The sequence below is a fragment of the Mesorhizobium sp. M7A.F.Ce.TU.012.03.2.1 genome (assembly GCF_004006095.1).
GTDB lineage: Bacteria > Pseudomonadota > Alphaproteobacteria > Rhizobiales > Rhizobiaceae > Mesorhizobium.
The window spans coordinates 113270-129162 of record NZ_CP034779.1 but is presented as its reverse complement, the minus strand read 5'-3'; the positions used below and the strand labels follow the sequence as shown (position 1 = coordinate 129162).

At 64.7% G+C, this 15893-nt stretch carries 15 protein-coding genes; 11 read left to right on the top strand and 4 right to left on the bottom strand.

Going from position 1 to position 15893, the window contains the following annotated elements; translation table 11 throughout:
* The first annotated feature begins 76 nt into the window (after positions 1–76).
* Genes EJ079_RS00680 through EJ079_RS00650 form a run of 8 tightly spaced genes read left to right on the top strand, consistent with a single transcriptional unit; the run spans position 77 to position 7617 of the window.
* Complete coding sequence (locus EJ079_RS00680; RefSeq protein WP_245481783.1) at positions 77–997, top strand: FAD-dependent oxidoreductase; 921 nt, start codon at positions 77–79, stop codon at positions 995–997.
* Positions 903–1244, top strand: coding sequence for an FAD-binding oxidoreductase (locus tag EJ079_RS33645; RefSeq protein WP_245481782.1), 342 nt, complete (start codon positions 903–905; stop codon positions 1242–1244). Before EJ079_RS00680 ends, EJ079_RS33645 begins: the two co-directional genes overlap by 95 nt.
* A 14-nt stretch (positions 1245–1258) precedes the next feature.
* The gene (locus tag EJ079_RS00675; RefSeq protein ID WP_245481781.1) at positions 1259–3100 is read left to right on the top strand and encodes a branched-chain amino acid ABC transporter ATP-binding protein/permease; all 1842 of its coding nucleotides are present in this window, start codon (positions 1259–1261) and stop codon (positions 3098–3100) included.
* A gap of 45 nt (positions 3101–3145) precedes the next feature.
* Positions 3146–4312 (top strand): ABC transporter substrate-binding protein, encoded by a 1167-nt coding sequence (locus tag EJ079_RS00670; RefSeq protein ID WP_127807782.1) that lies wholly within the window; start codon positions 3146–3148, stop codon positions 4310–4312.
* Positions 4313–4316: 4 nt separating this feature from the next.
* Positions 4317–5021 carry an ABC transporter ATP-binding protein gene (locus EJ079_RS00665; protein ID WP_027035601.1) on the top strand — a complete coding sequence of 235 codons (705 nt, stop codon included), beginning with the start codon at positions 4317–4319 and terminating at the stop codon, positions 5019–5021.
* Positions 5022–5026: 5 nt separating this feature from the next.
* Positions 5027–5908, top strand: a complete 882-nt coding sequence (locus EJ079_RS00660) for a branched-chain amino acid ABC transporter permease (RefSeq protein WP_127807781.1) — start codon at positions 5027–5029, stop codon at positions 5906–5908.
* A 3-nt stretch (positions 5909–5911) separates the two neighbouring features.
* Positions 5912–6541, top strand: a complete 630-nt coding sequence (locus tag EJ079_RS00655; RefSeq protein ID WP_127807780.1) for an FMN-binding negative transcriptional regulator — start codon at positions 5912–5914, stop codon at positions 6539–6541.
* 29 nt (positions 6542–6570) lie between these two features.
* Complete coding sequence (locus EJ079_RS00650; protein WP_127398933.1) at positions 6571–7617, top strand: ornithine cyclodeaminase; 1047 nt, start codon at positions 6571–6573, stop codon at positions 7615–7617.
* A 12-nt stretch (positions 7618–7629) separates the two neighbouring features.
* Here the strand turns inward: EJ079_RS00650 and EJ079_RS00645 are convergent, their stop codons facing one another.
* The 4 genes from EJ079_RS00645 to EJ079_RS00630 all read right to left on the bottom strand — a co-directional run bounded on the left by EJ079_RS00645 (position 7630) and on the right by EJ079_RS00630 (position 12272).
* Positions 7630–8730, bottom strand: coding sequence for an alcohol dehydrogenase family protein (locus EJ079_RS00645; protein ID WP_127807779.1), 1101 nt, complete (start codon positions 8728–8730; stop codon positions 7630–7632).
* A gap of 8 nt (positions 8731–8738) precedes the next feature.
* Positions 8739–10118, bottom strand: a complete 1380-nt coding sequence (locus tag EJ079_RS00640) for an aspartate aminotransferase family protein (protein ID WP_127807778.1) — start codon at positions 10116–10118, stop codon at positions 8739–8741.
* A gap of 38 nt (positions 10119–10156) precedes the next feature.
* On the bottom strand, positions 10157–11650 hold the full coding sequence (locus tag EJ079_RS00635) for an NAD-dependent succinate-semialdehyde dehydrogenase (protein WP_127807777.1): 1494 nt from the start codon (positions 11648–11650) through the stop codon (positions 10157–10159).
* Between the two features lie 130 nt (positions 11651–11780).
* On the bottom strand, positions 11781–12272 hold the full coding sequence (locus tag EJ079_RS00630) for an Lrp/AsnC family transcriptional regulator (RefSeq protein ID WP_127807776.1): 492 nt from the start codon (positions 12270–12272) through the stop codon (positions 11781–11783).
* 81 nt (positions 12273–12353) lie between these two features.
* Here EJ079_RS00630 and EJ079_RS00625 point away from each other — a divergent pair, with 81 nt between their 5' ends.
* The 3 genes from EJ079_RS00625 (at position 12354) to ehuB (ending at position 15742) form a co-directional block, all read left to right on the top strand.
* Entirely contained in the window at positions 12354–13739 is a 1386-nt protein-coding gene (locus EJ079_RS00625; protein ID WP_127272428.1) for a PLP-dependent aminotransferase family protein, read from the top strand.
* 272 nt (positions 13740–14011) lie between these two features.
* Positions 14012–14803, top strand: coding sequence for an ectoine/hydroxyectoine ABC transporter ATP-binding protein EhuA (ehuA, locus tag EJ079_RS00620; protein WP_127807775.1), 792 nt, complete (start codon positions 14012–14014; stop codon positions 14801–14803).
* Positions 14804–14890: 87 nt separating this feature from the next.
* Positions 14891–15742 carry an ectoine/hydroxyectoine ABC transporter substrate-binding protein EhuB gene (ehuB, locus tag EJ079_RS00615; protein ID WP_127272429.1) on the top strand — a complete coding sequence of 284 codons (852 nt, stop codon included), beginning with the start codon at positions 14891–14893 and terminating at the stop codon, positions 15740–15742.
* Positions 15743–15893: the final 151 nt, after the last annotated feature.

Sequence of the window (15893 nt, the reverse complement as noted above, 5' to 3'; positions counted from 1 at the left end):
ATGAAGAGATGTTGACATTGCGTGATCGCTGGCCCTACCTTGTCGGAAAGCAGCCAAGAGACTGTGGGGAACAGCCATGCGAAACGGAAGCGACGTCATCGTCGTCGGTGCCGGCATTGTCGGATCGAGCGCCGCCTATCATCTGGCCAAGGCCGGTGTGAAGGTCACATTGGTCGAGCAGACCCATCCCGCCGGCGGCCCGTCGGGAAAATCGTCGGCGCTGCTGCACGCCTTCTACCTGATGCCGGAATTGTCGCAGCTTTCCATACGTGGCCGCGAGATCCTGGTGTCGCTGCCGGAAATCGCGGGCGAAGGCTCTTTCGTCACCGAAATCGGCATGATGTGGGTCTGCGGCAACGACAACAAGGTGAGTTGGACGGCGGCAGCCGAACGCATCCGCGGCGAGGGCGCGCGCATCGAGACATTGTCACCGCAGGCCTTTGCCGACGCGGCACCCGGCTTTGCCTTGGACAATGTCGCAATGGCGCTGTGGGAGCCGGAATATGGCTACGCCGATGCCTTCGGCGCCACCAACGCTATCGCCCGTGCCGCCCGCGCCAACGGTGCCAGGATCATGCAGAACACGTTGGTCGAGAGCCTCCAGCGGCAGGGCGACCGCATCACCGGCGTCACTCTGACTGATGGAACGGTGCTGGAAGCCGGTACCGTCGTCCTGGCCGCCGGGCCGTGGACGCGCCGCCTGCTGGCGACGGTCGGCCTCGATCTGCCGCTGCATGTCGAGCGCCATCCGATGGCCGTGCTCGACGCTGCCGGCAAGGCAAGGCAGGTCATGCCGTTCGCCTGGTGCGACGACATTTACTGCAACTATGCTCGGCCCGACAATGACGGTGTCATCCTGGCCGGCACGTGGGCCGGCGGTGGCACCGGCCTGCGCCACGAACATGCGGGCCCGCCCGCGTTTTGTCGAAAATCCCGACAACTACATGGAAGGTGTCGAGGAGCAGGAATCGGTCGAGATTCTGGAGACCTTCGTTGACAGAGTCCCTGCCATGGCCGAGCTTGGCATCCGGCCCGGCTATGCCGGACTCTACGACATGAGCCCCGACGATCTGCCGGTCATCGGCGCCATGCCTGACGTCGAAGGGCTGGTCGTTTCGGCGGGATCCTCCGGCCACGGCTTCAAGACCGGGCCGGCAGTCGGCGAGGCGGTGGCCAGGCTGGTCACCGAAGGCGCGCAACCGATCCTGGCGCCGTTTTCACCCGATCGCTTCAGGGCCGCGTAATGGCGTCGGTGACGATGAGCGAGAGCAAGCCCAGTGGCTTCATGCCGGCCGCGTTTCGCAACGCCACTGCCGATGCCCTGTGCATGGTCGCGGTGCTGCTGCTGGTGGCGCTTGCCGCCTTCATCTTTGGCAGCGCCGCCATGCAACGTGTGGTCACCTATGCCGCGATCATGCTGACGGCGGTGCTCGGCCTGCAGATATTCTCTGGCAACAGCGGCATCGTCTCGTTCGGTCAGGCCGCCTTTGTCGGCCTTGGCGCCTACGCCACCGGCATCCTCACCATGCCGACCGCATTGCAGCGAACGGCGCTGCGCGACCTGCCGCAATTCCTCGCCGGGTATCAACTCTCCTTCTTCGCGGCGCTGGCCGTCGTCCTTGCTCTCGCGGTCATCGTCGGCCTGTTGACCGGCACGCCGCTGCTCAGGCTTTCCGGATCGAGCGCTTCGATCGCAACGCTTGCCATGCTGATCATCGTCTACACGCTGCTGGTGGCCGGGCGCGAGATCACGCGCGGCAGTCAGCCATTCTATGGCGTGCCGCGCGAGGTAGGGCTGTGGACGGCTGCCGCTGTCGCTTCGATGGCGCTGGTGGCGGCGAGGCTGTTTCGCGAAACCTCCTTCGGCCTTGCCGCCCGCGCCGCCGCCAATGACGAGCGCGGTGCCGCCGCCGTCGGCGTCGACCAGCGCACGGCGCGTTTGGCCGCTTGGGTGGCGGGTGTCGTCGCCGCCATGGCCGCCGGCGCCATGATGGCGCAGTTTCTGGGTGCGTTCTCGCCACGCGATTTCTATTTCGACCTCGGCTTCACCATGCTCGCCATGCTGATCGTCGGCGGCATGACCTCGTCGCTCGGCGCTTTCGCCGGCGTCATCGTCACCATCGTTTTGGTCGAAGTGGTGCGCCGCTTCGAAGGCGGCGGCGAGGTGCTCGGCCTGCATCTGCCCGTCCTGTTCGGCCTGACCCAGGGCGTGCTTGCCATCGCCATGATCCTGGTTATCTGGCGGCGGCCGACCGGTCTGTTCGGCGAGCGTGAACTGAACCTGCTGCGCCGACCCGGACGCCAGGCCGTGATGGCTTCAACGGCGCCACCGCGGCATGTCGAGAGTGACCGGCTCACCGCCGTCCATCTGTCGCGCCGCTATGCCGGCGTCGTCGCCGTCGACGACGTCAGCCTGGATTTCGAGACCGACAGCATCACCGGCATCATCGGCCCCAATGGCGCCGGCAAGACGACGCTGCTCAACATGCTGGCTGGTGATATCAAGCCGAGTGCCGGCACCGTGTCGGTGGGTGGCGTGGTCCGGCAGGCTTCGGCCTTCCGCTTCGCCCGCTCCGGCGTTGCCCGCACCTTCCAGAACATCCGCGTCTTCCCGCACATGACCGTGCTCGAAAATGTCGTCGTCGCCGCCCGCCAGGTGGAGCCGGATCTTGGCCATGCCGAGGCGGCGGCAATGGGTGAACTTGCGCGCATGGGGCTGGAGAGATTTGCCGATCAACCGGCCGCCAGGCTTGCCTACGGCCAGCGCCGTCGGCTCGAAGTGGCACGTGCACTGGCGTTGAAGCCGCGCTTCCTGCTGCTCGACGAGCCGGCCGCCGGCATGAACGCCGTCGAGACCGCCGAACTGGTTTCGATCCTCTCGACAGTCCGCACCGAGCGCCGCATCGGCGTCGTCCTGATCGAACACGACATGCGGCTGGTGATGAACCTGTGCGAGCGCATCGTCGTCATCGATCATGGCCGCGTCATCGCCGACGGCACGCCGGGCGATGTCCAGAAGAACCCCGCCGTGATCGCAGCCTATCTCGGCAGCCGCACGTCGCGCGCCAAGACCGCAACGCCTGAAAACCAGACCGCATGACCCGCAACGACAGCCAACCATAAGAAATCCAGAAGGAGAACCGACATGCCAAGCCTCTATCGCCTCCATCGCGCCGCCCTGTGCGCGGCCGTGTTCGGCATCGCCGCCATTTCGACGGCCAGCGCCGAGGAGATCATCATCGGTGCCGCGACCGCGCAGACCGGTGGCCTCGCTCCCTACGACCAGCCGGCACTTGCCGGCTTGCGCATGTCGCTCGACGAGCTCAACGCCAAGGGTGGCCTCGCTGGCAAATACACCGTCAAGCTGCTGATCAAGGACACCCGCTCCGACACCGCGCAGACCGCAACCGTCGCCCAGGAGTTGATCGACGCCGGCGCCAAGATCATGATCACGCCGTGCGATGCCGATCCCTCGATTTCCGCCGGCCAGCTGACCCAGCCGCTTGGTATTCCGACCCTGACGCTGTGCGGCTCCGCCCCCGTGCTCACCGGCGCGGTCGGCGACGTCATGTTCGGCACCTATCCGGCCGACAATGTGCAGGCGACGGCGGTCACCGACTTCGCCGTCTCGGAAGGCAAGAAGAAGGTGTTCCTGCTGACTTCGCCGGACTCCACCTACACCGCCAATCTGCCGGAATATTTCGGCAAGGTGTTCGAGAAGAAGGGCGGCGCCATTGTCGGCCGCGGCACCTTCAGCATGGGCCAGCCCGACTTTTCCGCCGAGATCACCAACATCAAGGGCCTGGCCGACAAGCCCGACCTGATCATGACGGCGGCCTACGAGCCGGATTTCCCGGCCTTCATCCAGCAATTGCGCGGCGCCGGCGTCACCATCCCGGTCTATGGCGCCGATGCCATCGGCACGCCGACCATCAAGGCGCTCGGCAAATTGGTCGATGGCGTCGTCTACACCGCGGCCGGCTATGCCGAGCCGGGCAGCAAGCTCGAGGCCTTCAACGCAGCCTTCACCAAATATGCCGGCCACGCACCGGAATCGACCTATGAAGTCAATGGCTACGAGATCGGCCTGATCCTCGACCAGGCGGTCAAGACGGCGGGCTCCGACGACCCTAAGGCGATCCGCGACGCCATCGCCGGCCTCAAGGATTTCGAAGGCATCACCGGCAAGATCACCTATGCCGGCACGGACCGCATGCCGCTGCGGCCGGTGGCGCTGATGCGCTACGAGGGCGGCGAGGGCAAGCATGTCCAGACCCTGATCCCCGACGCTGCCGACGTTCCCGCGCCGTGATGTCATGCTGAGCGTCGAAGCCCTGAAAATCCGGTACGGCGAGGTCGAGGCGGTACGCCGCGTTGACCTCACCGTCGGCAGCGGCGAGATCATCGCGCTGGTCGGCGCCAACGGCGCCGGCAAGAGTTCGACGCTCGGCGCCGTCGCCGGGCTGGTGCCGGCGGCATCGGGCAAGGTGGTCTTCGACGGTGTCGACATCACCGGCCTGGCGCCGGAGGCGATTGCCCGCAAGGGCGTCGCGCTGGTTCCCGAAGGCCGCCGTATCTTCGCCAGCCTGACGGTGGCCGATAATCTGCGTCTCGGCGGCGCAGTGCATCAGCCGGCGGCCGAGGCAAGGCTGCGCGAAGAGGAGATGCTGGAGCTGTTCCCGATCCTGCGCCGCTACCACCGCGTCAAGGGCGGCAATCTGTCGGGCGGCGAACAGCAGATGCTGGCCATCGCCCGCGCGCTGATGGGCAAGCCGCGCATGATCCTGCTCGACGAACCTTCGCTCGGCCTTGCCCCGCAACTGATCGACACCGTCTTCGACCTGATCGCCGAACTGCGCCGCAAGGGCCTGACCATCCTGCTGGTCGAACAGAATGTGGCGCTGGCGCTCGAAATCGCCGACCGCGCCGTTGTGCTCGCCAATGGCGAGGTGGTGCTGTCGGGCACGGCAAAAGAACTCGCTTCATCGGACCTCGTCCGCCAAGCCTATCTGGGAGCTTAAGAAGCATGATCGCGCAGCAGATCATCAATGCGGTGAGCCTCGGCGGCGTCTATGCGCTGCTGGCGCTCGGGCTGGCGATCGTCTTTTCCATCGTCGGCCTCATCAACTTCGCCCATGGCGAGCTGATGACGCTGTCGGGCTATGCGCTTCTGGCCTCGCTGGTGCTGGGTTTTCCCTTCCCGGTGGCGGTGCTTGTCGCCGTCTCCTGCGGCGCGCTCGCCGCGGTCATCATGGAGCGTATCGCGTTCAGGCCGATGCGCGGCGCCAGCGTCACCAGCCTGCTGTTGACCAGCTTTGCCGTCTCCAGCCTGTTGAAAGTCGTCTTCCAGAACGGCATTTCGGCGCGGCCGCAAGCTGTCGCAATGCCCGGTTGGATGACCGGCGCCTTCTCCTTCGGCGATTTCACCATAGGCGTCGGTCCCAGCATCTCCATCGTCGTCTCCGCACTGGCGCTGATTGCGCTGGAAGTCTTCCTGCGCCGCTCGGTGACCGGCACGGCGATGCGCGCCGCGGCGGAAGATTTCGACGTCGTGCGCCTGATGGGCATTCCGGCCAGCCGCATCATCGCCACCGCCTTCCTGCTCTCCGGCCTGCTGGCCGGGCTGGCGGCTATGCTGTGGGTGGCGCAGCGCGCCTCGGTCGATCCGCTGATGGGCTTTACGCCGGTGTTGAAGGCGTTCATCGCCGCCGTCGTCGGCGGGCTCGGCAGCTTGCCAGGTGCTGTCGCCGGCGGTTTTCTGCTCGGCATCATCGAGGTGCTGTTGCAGGCGACATTGCCGGGAGCGATCGCCCCCTATCGCGACGCCATCGTGCTGTCGGGCGTCATCGCCGTGCTGCTGGTTCGCCCGCAAGGCCTGATCCCGGCGGTCCGCGCCCAGCGAAGCTGATCTATGTACAGCAAGCCTGAATTTGCGCCGCTGTCGCACGACGAGGTGTTCGGCCTGATCGAGGCCGCGGCCTTCGCCGCGGTGGTGACAGCGGGACCGCAAGGGCTCGTCGTCTCGCATCTTCCCTTCGTGCTCGATCGCGCGCGGGGTGAAAACGGAACTCTGGTCTCGCATCTCGCCAGGGCCAATCCGCACAGCACCTTGATCAGCGAAGGCAGGGAGACCGTCGCCATCTTCCACGGCCCGCATGGCTATATCTCGCCGTCCTGGTATCCGCGCAATCCGGTGCGCGACAGCGCGCCGACCTGGAATTTTGCTGTCGTGCATTGTCATGGGCATCCGGTGCCGCTCGACGAGCACGCCACCGCCCGGCATCTCCTGCAGCTTGTCGAGGTGCTGGAAAAAGATCGCGATGACCGCTGGCGCATGCGCGAGCTGGGACCTGGCGGCATGGAGCGGCGTATACCTGGTATCATGGGGTTTGACCTGCCGATCGGGCGGCTCGAAGCCAAGTTCAAGATGGGGCAGGATGAGCGCCTCTATGACACAGGCGGAGCCATCAGGGCGCTGGAGCAAAACGATCCGGCGCTGGCGGCGATGATGAAGGCGCACAACGCGTATCGCCAGGACTGACCGCCTGCATGCGGCAAGGATAAGAAAAAATGATCCCCAATCTCAACATCGTGCCCTTCGTCAGCGTCGATCATATGATGAAGCTGGTGCTGAAGATCGGCGTCGAGCGCTTCCTCGTCGAACTCGCCAGCTACATCGAGGATGATTTCCGCCGCTGGGAGCTGTTCGACAAGACCCCGCGCGTGGCCTCGCACAGCGCCGAAGGTGTCATCGAACTGATGCCGACCAGCGACGGCGAGGTGTACGGCTTCAAATACGTCAACGGCCATCCCAAGAACATGCGCGAGGGGCGCCAGACGGTGACGGCTTTCGGCATGCTCGCCGATGTCCACAATGGCTATCCTGTCTTGCTATCCGAAATGACCATCCTGACCGCGCTGCGCACGGCGGCGATGTCGGCTCTGGCCGCCAAATACCTGGCGCCGGCCGGCTCCAGCTGCATGGCGCTGATCGGCAACGGCGCCCAGGCCGAATTCCAGGCGGTGGCCTTCAAGGCGCTGCTCGGCGTCGACAGGCTGAGGCTTTACGACATCGACCGCACTGCCACCGAAAAATGCATCCGCAATCTCGCCGGTCTCGGCTTCGACATGATCGCCTGCGGCACCGCGCAGGAGGCTGTCGAGGGAGCCGACATCATCACCACCGTCACCGCCGACAAGCAGTACGCCACCATCCTCACCGACAACATGGTCGGCTCCGGCGTGCACATCAACGCGGTCGGCGGCGACTGCCCCGGTAAGACCGAACTGCACCGCGATATCCTGCTGCGCTCCGACATCTTCGTCGAATATCCGCCGCAGACCCGCATCGAGGGCGAGATCCAGCAGCTTGCACCGGATCATGGGGTGACCGAGCTGTGGCAGGTGATGTCAGGCGCCGTGCAAGGCCGGCGCGATGCCACCCAGATCACGCTGTTCGATTCGGTCGGCTTCGCCATCGAGGACTTTTCGGCACTGCGCTATGTCAGGGACCAGCTGCGCTCGACTGGCCTCTACCAGGAACTCGACATGCTGGCCGACCCCGACGAGCCGCGCGACCTGTTCGGCATGCTGTTGAGGGCGGCCCAGCATGGTTGAGATGAGCGTTGTTCAGCCAGCCGAGCCCCACATGGCATCCGGCACCACCACCAGCTTGCCGACGAAAGCCTTGGCGATGAAATCCGCCTGCGCATGGTGGAAATCGGAGAGCTTGTAGACGCCGCCAACCAGCGGCCGGATTTTCTTCGCCTCGATGTACCCAACGATGCGGCGGAAATCCGCACGCGTGCCCTGGCTCGAGCCGTGCAGCTGCAATTGCTTCAGGTACATGGTCCTGAGATCGAGCTGCACGACCGGGCCGGCAATCGCGCCTGCGGTAGTGTAACGGCCCTCGGGCCTGAGAATACGCAACAGGTCGTTGAAGATGGCGCCGCCGACGAGGTCGGCCACCACGTCGATCGGCTGGCCTCCGGTCGCCTCGTTCACGGCTTGCGGCAGGTCGGCAACACCACGGGTGATGACGGCCTCGGCGCCGATGTCGAGCACCGCCTGTTCCTTGCCCTTGCCGACGACGGCATAGGGAATGGCACCGCGCGCCCGTGCCAACTGCACGATGCCGGAACCGACACCGCCCGAAGCGCCGGTGACCAGCACGCGCTCGCCGGCCTTGAGCGCCGCGCGCTCCAGCATCTGTTCACCGGTCAGGTAGGCGCAGCAGAAGGTGGCGAGTTCGATATCGCTCATGTCGGTGTCGATGACATGAGCGTTCTCGGCCGGCACGGCCTGGTATTCGGCGTAACCGCCATCGCGGCCATGGCCCATATAATCGATGTCGGCGAGTGAATCGTCGCGGTTGTAGATCGAGAAATCGACCATCACCCGTTCGCCGATACGGTCCGGCGATACGCCTTCGCCGACGGCGGCGACGATACCGACGGTGTCCGTGCCCTGGATGCGCGGGAAAACAAGCGTGTTGCCCTGGCGGCGCCATGTCGATACGGCGGCAGCGTCCTCCTCCGTGCCATAGGCGCCCTGGCGCACCCAGACATCGGTGTTGTTCATCCCGCAAGCGCTGACCTTGACCAGCACTTCACCGGGAGCGGGCCCGGGCACTTTCACATCGCTGCGGTAGACGAGTTTTTCCGGTCCGCCGTGCCCGGTGAGCAGCACGGCGGCCATGGTGGCGGGGAGGGTTCTGATCATGGCATTCATAGTCGATCTCAGAGATTGGCAAACACGCTCTTCACGGCATCGGCGGTCTTCGACACGACGATGTCGGTTTCCTCGCGGGTCAGGCAGAGCGGCGGCGCGAAGCCGAGAATATCGCCCTGCGGCATGGCGCGGCCGATGACGCCGCTTGCGGCAAGTGCCGTCGCCACCTGCGGCCCGATCTTGAGCGAGGCGTCGAAGAACACCCGGTCGTCCTTGTCGGCAACGAATTCCACCGCCGCCAGCATGCCGTCGCCGCGGACGTCCCCGACATTCGTGTGGCCGCCGACTGCCTTGGCCAACTCGGCGCGGAAATAGGCGCCGGTCTCCTTGGCATTTGTCACCAGGTCCATCTCGTCGATCAGTTCGAGATTGGCGACGCCGGCGGCGACGCAGATCGGATGCGCCGAATAGGTCCAGCCATGACCGAGCGAACCGAGCTTGTCGGAACCCTCAACCAGCACCTGCCACATCTTGTCGGCGACGATGACGCCCGACAGCGGGGCATAGGCCGAGGTCAGGCCCTTGGCGATGGTGATCAGGTCGGGCTTGATGCCGTAATGGTCGGAGCCGAACATGGTGCCCAGACGGCCGAAGCCCGTCACCACCTCGTCGGCGACCAGAAGCACGTCGTACTTCTTCAACACCGCCTGGATCTTTTCCCAGTAGAAGGCCGGCGGCGGCACGATGCCGCCGGTGCCGAGGATCGGCTCGCCGATGAAGGCCGCGACGGTTTCCGGACCCTCAGCCAGGATCATCTCCTCGAGCTTGTCGGCGCAATGCTGAGAAAATTGCTCCTCGCTCATCGAGCGGTCGGCATGGCGGAAGTAGTAGGGTGCCTCGGTGTGCAGGATCGGCGCGCGCGGCAGGTCGAAGGCGTTGTGGAACAGGTCGAGCCCGGTCAGCGATCCAGTCATCACGCCCGAGCCGTGATAGCCGCGCCAGCGCGAAATGATCTTCTTCTTCTCCGGCCGGCCGAGCACGTTGTTGTAGTACCAGATCAGCTTGATGTTGGTTTCGTTGGCATCGGAACCGGAGAGGCCGAAATAGACCCGCGACATGCCCTGCGGCGCGCGGTCGATGATCATCTTGGCCAGCGTGATCGAGGCCTCGGTGCCGTGGCCGACATAGGCGTGGTAGTAAGCGAGGTTCTTCGCCTGGTTGGCGATGGCGTCAGCGATCTTCTGGCGGCCGTAGCCGACATTGACGCAATAGAGCCCGGCAAAGGCATCGAGGCTCTTCCTGCCATTGTTGTCCCAGACGGTGACGCCTTCACCGCCGGCCATGATGCGCGTCGGGCTCTCGCCCCGTGCATGCGTGCCCATATGGGTCGAGGGGTGGAAGAAGTGGTCGCGATCCCAGGCGGCGAGTTCGTTGGACTGGTCGAGCATTCTTTTGACTCCTGACAAAACGGTGATTCCGGCGCAGCTTAAGCTACATCGAGGCAGAGATATTTGAGATCGGTGAAAGCCTCGAGTCCGTGGCGCGAGCCTTCGCGCCCGATGCCCGATTGCTTGACGCCGCCGAACGGAATCGGCGCGCCGGTGATCTTGACGCGGTTGATGGCGACCATACCGTAATCGAGGGCGCGGCCCATACGCTGCTGCCGGCCACCATTCTCGGTCACGACATAGGCAACGAGGCCATATTCGGTAGCGTTGGCGCGGGCGATCACCTCGTCCTCGCTGTCGAAAGCCGTCACGGCGGCGACCGGACCGAAAGTCTCCTCGCGCATGATCAGCGCTTCATCGGTGACATCGGCCAGCAGCGTCGGCTGATAGAACAGGGGGCCAGCCTGGTGCCGCTTGCCGCCGGTGAGGCAGCGCGCGCCATGGGTCAGCGCATCGGTGACCTGCTCTTCGACCTTCTTGATCGCGCGCTCATGCATCAGCGGGCCGATGTCGGTGCCATCTGCAAGGCCATTGCCGGTTCGCAGCGCCTCGATGCGCGCGGTGAACGCGGCGCAGAAGCGATCGTAGATCGGACGCTGAACATAGATACGGTTGGCGGCGAGGCAGTCCTGGCCCGACGTGGCGAATTTGGCGTCGATGGCGATATCAACCGCCTTGTCCAGATCGGCATCGGCAAAGACGATCAGCGGGGCATGGCCGCCAAGCTCCATCACCAGCCGTTTCATGGTCGGCGCGCTTTGCGCGGCGATCAGCCGGCCGATCTCGGTCGAGCCGGTAAAGCTCATGGCGCGAACGCGCGGGTCTTCGCACATCCGCCCGACGATGGTCGAAGCCTTGCCGGTGATGACGTTGAAGACGCCAGCGGGCAAGCCGGCGCGTTCGCCGAGCTCGGCCAGCGCCAGCGCCGACAGCGGCGTTTCCGAGGACGGATGCGCAACGATGGTGCAGCCGGCGGCAAGGGCTGCCGCCGCCTTGCGGGTCAGCATCGCCGACGGAAAATTCCACGGCGTGACGACGCCGACGACACCGAGCGGCTCGCGCCGAACCATCATTTCGGCGTTCGGCAGATGGCTGGTGACGCTCTCGGCATTCAAGCGTTTTGCTTCTTCGGCATACCATTCGACGAAGGAAGCGGCATAGTCGATTTCGCCCAGCGACTCCTGCAGCGGCTTGCCCTGTTCCAGCGTCATCAGCAGAGCGAGGTCTTGCTTTGCAGCGATGATCAACTCGAACCATTTCCGCAGGATTTTCGAGCGCTCCTGCGGCAACAGCGCCCGCCACGCCGGGAAGGCGCGCGCGGCGACATCGATCGCCTTCGTCGTCTGCCGGCCGTCGAGCGCGGCGACGAAAGCGACTGTGGTGCCGGTGGCCGGGTCGGTGACTTCGAAGCTTTCGGCGGCCTCGCTCGCGGTCCAGTGGCCATCGACATAGGCGAGTTCACGCAGCAGCCGGCGGTCGGTCAGGCGGTCGAGCGCTTCATGGCGATGCGAGCGGGCGAAATGCGCGGACATGGTCGAGACCTCCCGGTTCGGACTGATACGGGAAGACTATCCGCCCGATGCAGATAGAGAGGCTGTTTGGATGCCTTGAAGTAGAGAGACTCTCTCTATTGCGTCGCCTCGGCAGACGATCTCTCCGGCCTTAAGCCGACGCCGGCAGCAGGTCGGCTATAGGCAGCGCGATCTCGTCCTTCACCGTCTTGATGACGATGTAGGTGAAGTACCGATCGATGCCGATTTCGCGGTCGAGCAAGCCGTCGACCAGCCGCTGATAGGCGTCGATGTCGCGCGCCATCACCTTCAGCACATAGTCGACGCCGCCGCCCACCGACCAGCAGGCGACGATCTCTGGGATGTCTCGGATGACGCGCTCGAAGCGGTCGAAATCGGCCTGGCGGTGGTTGGCCAGCGTCACCTCCATCAGCACGGTGGCGACGGGTGCGACGACGCGCATGGCGATCCTGGCATGATAGCCCGAGACGATGCCGGCCTTTTCCAGCTTGCGCAGCCGCATCCAGCACGGCGTCGGCGACAGCCCGACCTGATCGGCCAGCGCCAGCTTGGTGATGCGTCCGTCGCGCTGGATGGCGTCGAGGATTTTCAGGTCGATCGGGTCGAGTTTCGCTGATGTCATCAGAGCTCACTTTTCGTCCGAGTACCATGACGGCGCATTATTTCGATTGTCAATTGCACTGATTTCGATCTCTAATAAGTCATGACATTGTGGCAACCCGATCCCGCACTCATCAGGCGGCCGGCATATCAATCGCTGGCCGACCAGTTCGCGCGCGCCATCCATGACGGGCGCCTTGCCAATGGCGCGCGGCTGCCGACCCATCGCAGGCTGGCCGACGATCTGAAACTTTCGGTGCAGACGGTCAGTCGCGCCTATGAAGAGCTAATCCGTCGCGGCCTGATTTCGGGCGAGATCGGCCGCGGCAGCTTCGTCCAGACGCAGCGCCGCGAGCCGGAGCCGCCCTACCTGCCGGAGCGGCTCGGCGAAGTCATCGACCTGTCGATCCTGAAACCGGTTTGTGAGCCGATGCATCTGGAGCGGCTAAAACAGGCACTGGGCTGGCTGGCTGAGAACCTGCCGTCGAGTTCAGCACTTTCGTTCCGGCCCAACATGGTGTTTCCGCGCCACCGCGCGGTGGCGGTCGAATGGCTGAGGCTTTGTGGCCTCGATGCATCGCCGCAGAACGTCAGCCTGACCAACGGCGCCACCGCCGGCATGACCGTGGCGCTGATGAGCGTCGCGCCGCCGGGCTCGACGGTTGCCACCGAGGCGATCGGCCACCACACGCTGGTGCCGCTGGCGCGCTATCTCGGCTTCAATCTGGAAGGCCTGCCGATCGACGATAACGGCCTGATCCCGGAAGCGCTGGACGAGGCCTGCCGGCTTTCCGACATCCGCGCGGTCTTCGTGCAGCCCTCGGTGATCAACCCGACGGCGACCCTGATGGATGCGCGGCGGCGAGAAGAGATCGCCGCGGTCGCGCGCAAGCACGACATCGCCATCATCGAGAACGATGTGCTCGGTCCGCTGGTCGAAGACCGGCCGCCGCCGGTTGCCGCGTTCGCGCCGGAGCGCACGCTCTACGTCACCTCCTTCACCAAGATCACCGTGCCCGGTCTGCGCATCGGCTATCTGGCCGCGCCCGACCGCTACGTCGCCGCCGTCGCCAACCGGCATCTGGTCTCGAACTGGATGGCGACGCCGCTGGTGGCCGAGATCGCCACCAAATGGGTGACCGACGGCACGGCGATGGAGCTTGTCCACTGGCAGCGCGCGGCTTTGCGGCGCCGGCAGGATATTGCAGCGCAAGTGCTGGCGGGGGTGGACTATCGCGCCCGGCGCGACGGGTTGCATGTCTGGCTGCAACTGCCGGCCGACCGGGCCGAGGAAAGCTTTGTCGCCCAGGCTCGCCTGCAGGGCGTGGCGATTGCACCCGGCACGTCCTTCCGTATTTCGGCTGCGCCCTGGCATCCGGCGGTACGTATCTCGCTGGGTTCGACCACCGAGGGGGAACTGCGCGCCGGCCTCGGCGTTGTCACCAAGCTTTTGCTCGGCGATCCCGAGCACCTGCTGCTCGCTATCTAGCGAGTGCGCCGCTATCCGGGTGATGCCGGCCTGCGAAAGGCAGCCTCCTGCGCTTCCGGTACTCACGTACGAAAAGTACGCTCCGTTCCGGTTCTCGGAGGCTCCCATTCTCGGCTCGGCCTGACCCGAATCCCGGCGCACTCTTCGGCACTGGTTGCTCAAGAATTGTGCGGAATGGGAAATATTGTCATGATATTATTTTCCCGATTGACATGATTTGGCGCGTTCCGCATCGTTAAGGGGCACAGGCTTCTCCAGCACGGGGAATTTATTTGTCCGCATCAGCGCCCATCATCAAGATCGACGACATCTCGAAGAGCTTCGGCAGCTTCAAGGTGCTGGACGGCCTGTCGATGCAGGTCATGCCCGGCGAGAAGCTGGCGCTGATCGGCCCGTCGGGCTCGGGCAAGACGACGATCCTGCGCATCCTGATGACGCTTGAGCGCATCGATGGCGGTCATATCCAGATCGACGGCGAGCAGCTCTACCACATGGAGCGCAATGGCCAGCTGCTGGCCGCCGATGAGCGGCATCTGACAAGGATGCGTCAGAAGATCGGCATGGTCTTCCAGCTGTTCAACCTGTTTCCGCACAAATGCGTCATGGACAATGTCACGCTGGCTCCGATGCTGACCAAGGGCACGCCACGTGCGGCCGCCGAAAAGCGGGCGATGGAACTGCTCGAAATGGTCGGCATGGCCGACAAGGCCATGTCCATGCCGGCGCAGCTGTCCGGTGGTCAGAAGCAGCGCGTGGCGATCGCCCGGGCGCTGGCGCTGTCGCCGAAGATCATGCTGTTCGACGAGGTGACGTCGGCGCTCGATCCGGAGCTGGTCGAGGAGGTGATGAACGTCATGCGCAAACTCGCCGCCGAGACCGACATGACCATGCTGCTGGTCACCCACGAGATGGGTTTCGCCCACGATTTCGCCGACCGGGTGCTGTTCTTCGATCGTGGCAGGATCGTCGAGGAAGGCAAGCCGGACGAGATTTTCCGCAATCCCAAGCAGGAGCGCACGCAAGGCTTCCTGAAGAAGATCATCGCAGCCGGACATCGCGTCTGACCGCAATGCCCAGGGCGACGAAGTCGTCCCGAGGTGGCGAGGGCCGCCTCGCAACAAAGCAAGACAAGAAACAAGGAGTTGGGAACAATGAACAAACTTGGCATTCTGGCCGGCGTTGCCGGTCTAGCACTGACGGCGGTGCTGGCCGCCTCGATCCCCGGTTCGGCCGACGACAGCAAGCTCGAACAGCTCAAGGCGCAAGGTTTCGCCCGCCTCGCCATCGCCAACGAGCCGCCCTATACGGCGGTCGCCGCCGACGGCAAGGTTTCGGGTGCCGCGCCTGATGTGGCCCGCGAGATATTCAAGCGGCTCGGCGTCGCCGACGTCGCCGCTTCGATCTCCGAATATGGCGCCATGATCCCCGGCCTGCAGGCCGGTCGCTTCGATGTCGTCACCGCCGGCCTGTTCATGAAGCCGGAACGCTGCGCCGCCGTCGTCTATTCCGAGCCGGTGCTTTGCGATGCAGAGGCGATGTTGGTGAAGAAGGGCAATCCGAAGGGCTTCAAGAGCTATGAGGATGTCGCCAAGGATACGACTGCGACCATCGGCGCGCCGGGCGGCGGCACCGAAGAGAAGCTCGCGCTCAATGCCGGCGTGCCGCGCGATCGCGTCATCGTCGTGCCGGATGGCCAGAGTGGCGTGAAGATGCTCCAGGATGGCCGCATCGACGCTTATTCGCTGCCCGTCCTGTCGATCAATGATCTGGTCAAGAAGGCCAACGATCCGAACCTCGAAGTCATCGCTCCGGTGCAGGGCGCACCGGTCTATTGCGACGGCGCCGCCTTCAAGAAGGGCGATGAGGCACTGCGCGACGCCTTCGACGTCGAACTGGCCAAGATGAAGAAATCGGGCGAGTTCGCCAAGATTATCGAACCCTACGGCTTCTCGGCGGCGGCGGCGATGTCGACCAGCCGCGACAAGCTCTGCGCGGCGAAGTGATTTTTCCTTCTCCCCGTTCAACGGGGAGAAGGTGTCACGAAGTGACGGATGAGGGGCGGCGCCAAGTTCTGAGACTCTAGTGCCGCCCCTCATCTGCCTGCCGGCATCTTCTCCCCGTAAATGGGGAGAAGGAGCTAAACCCAACGTTGGA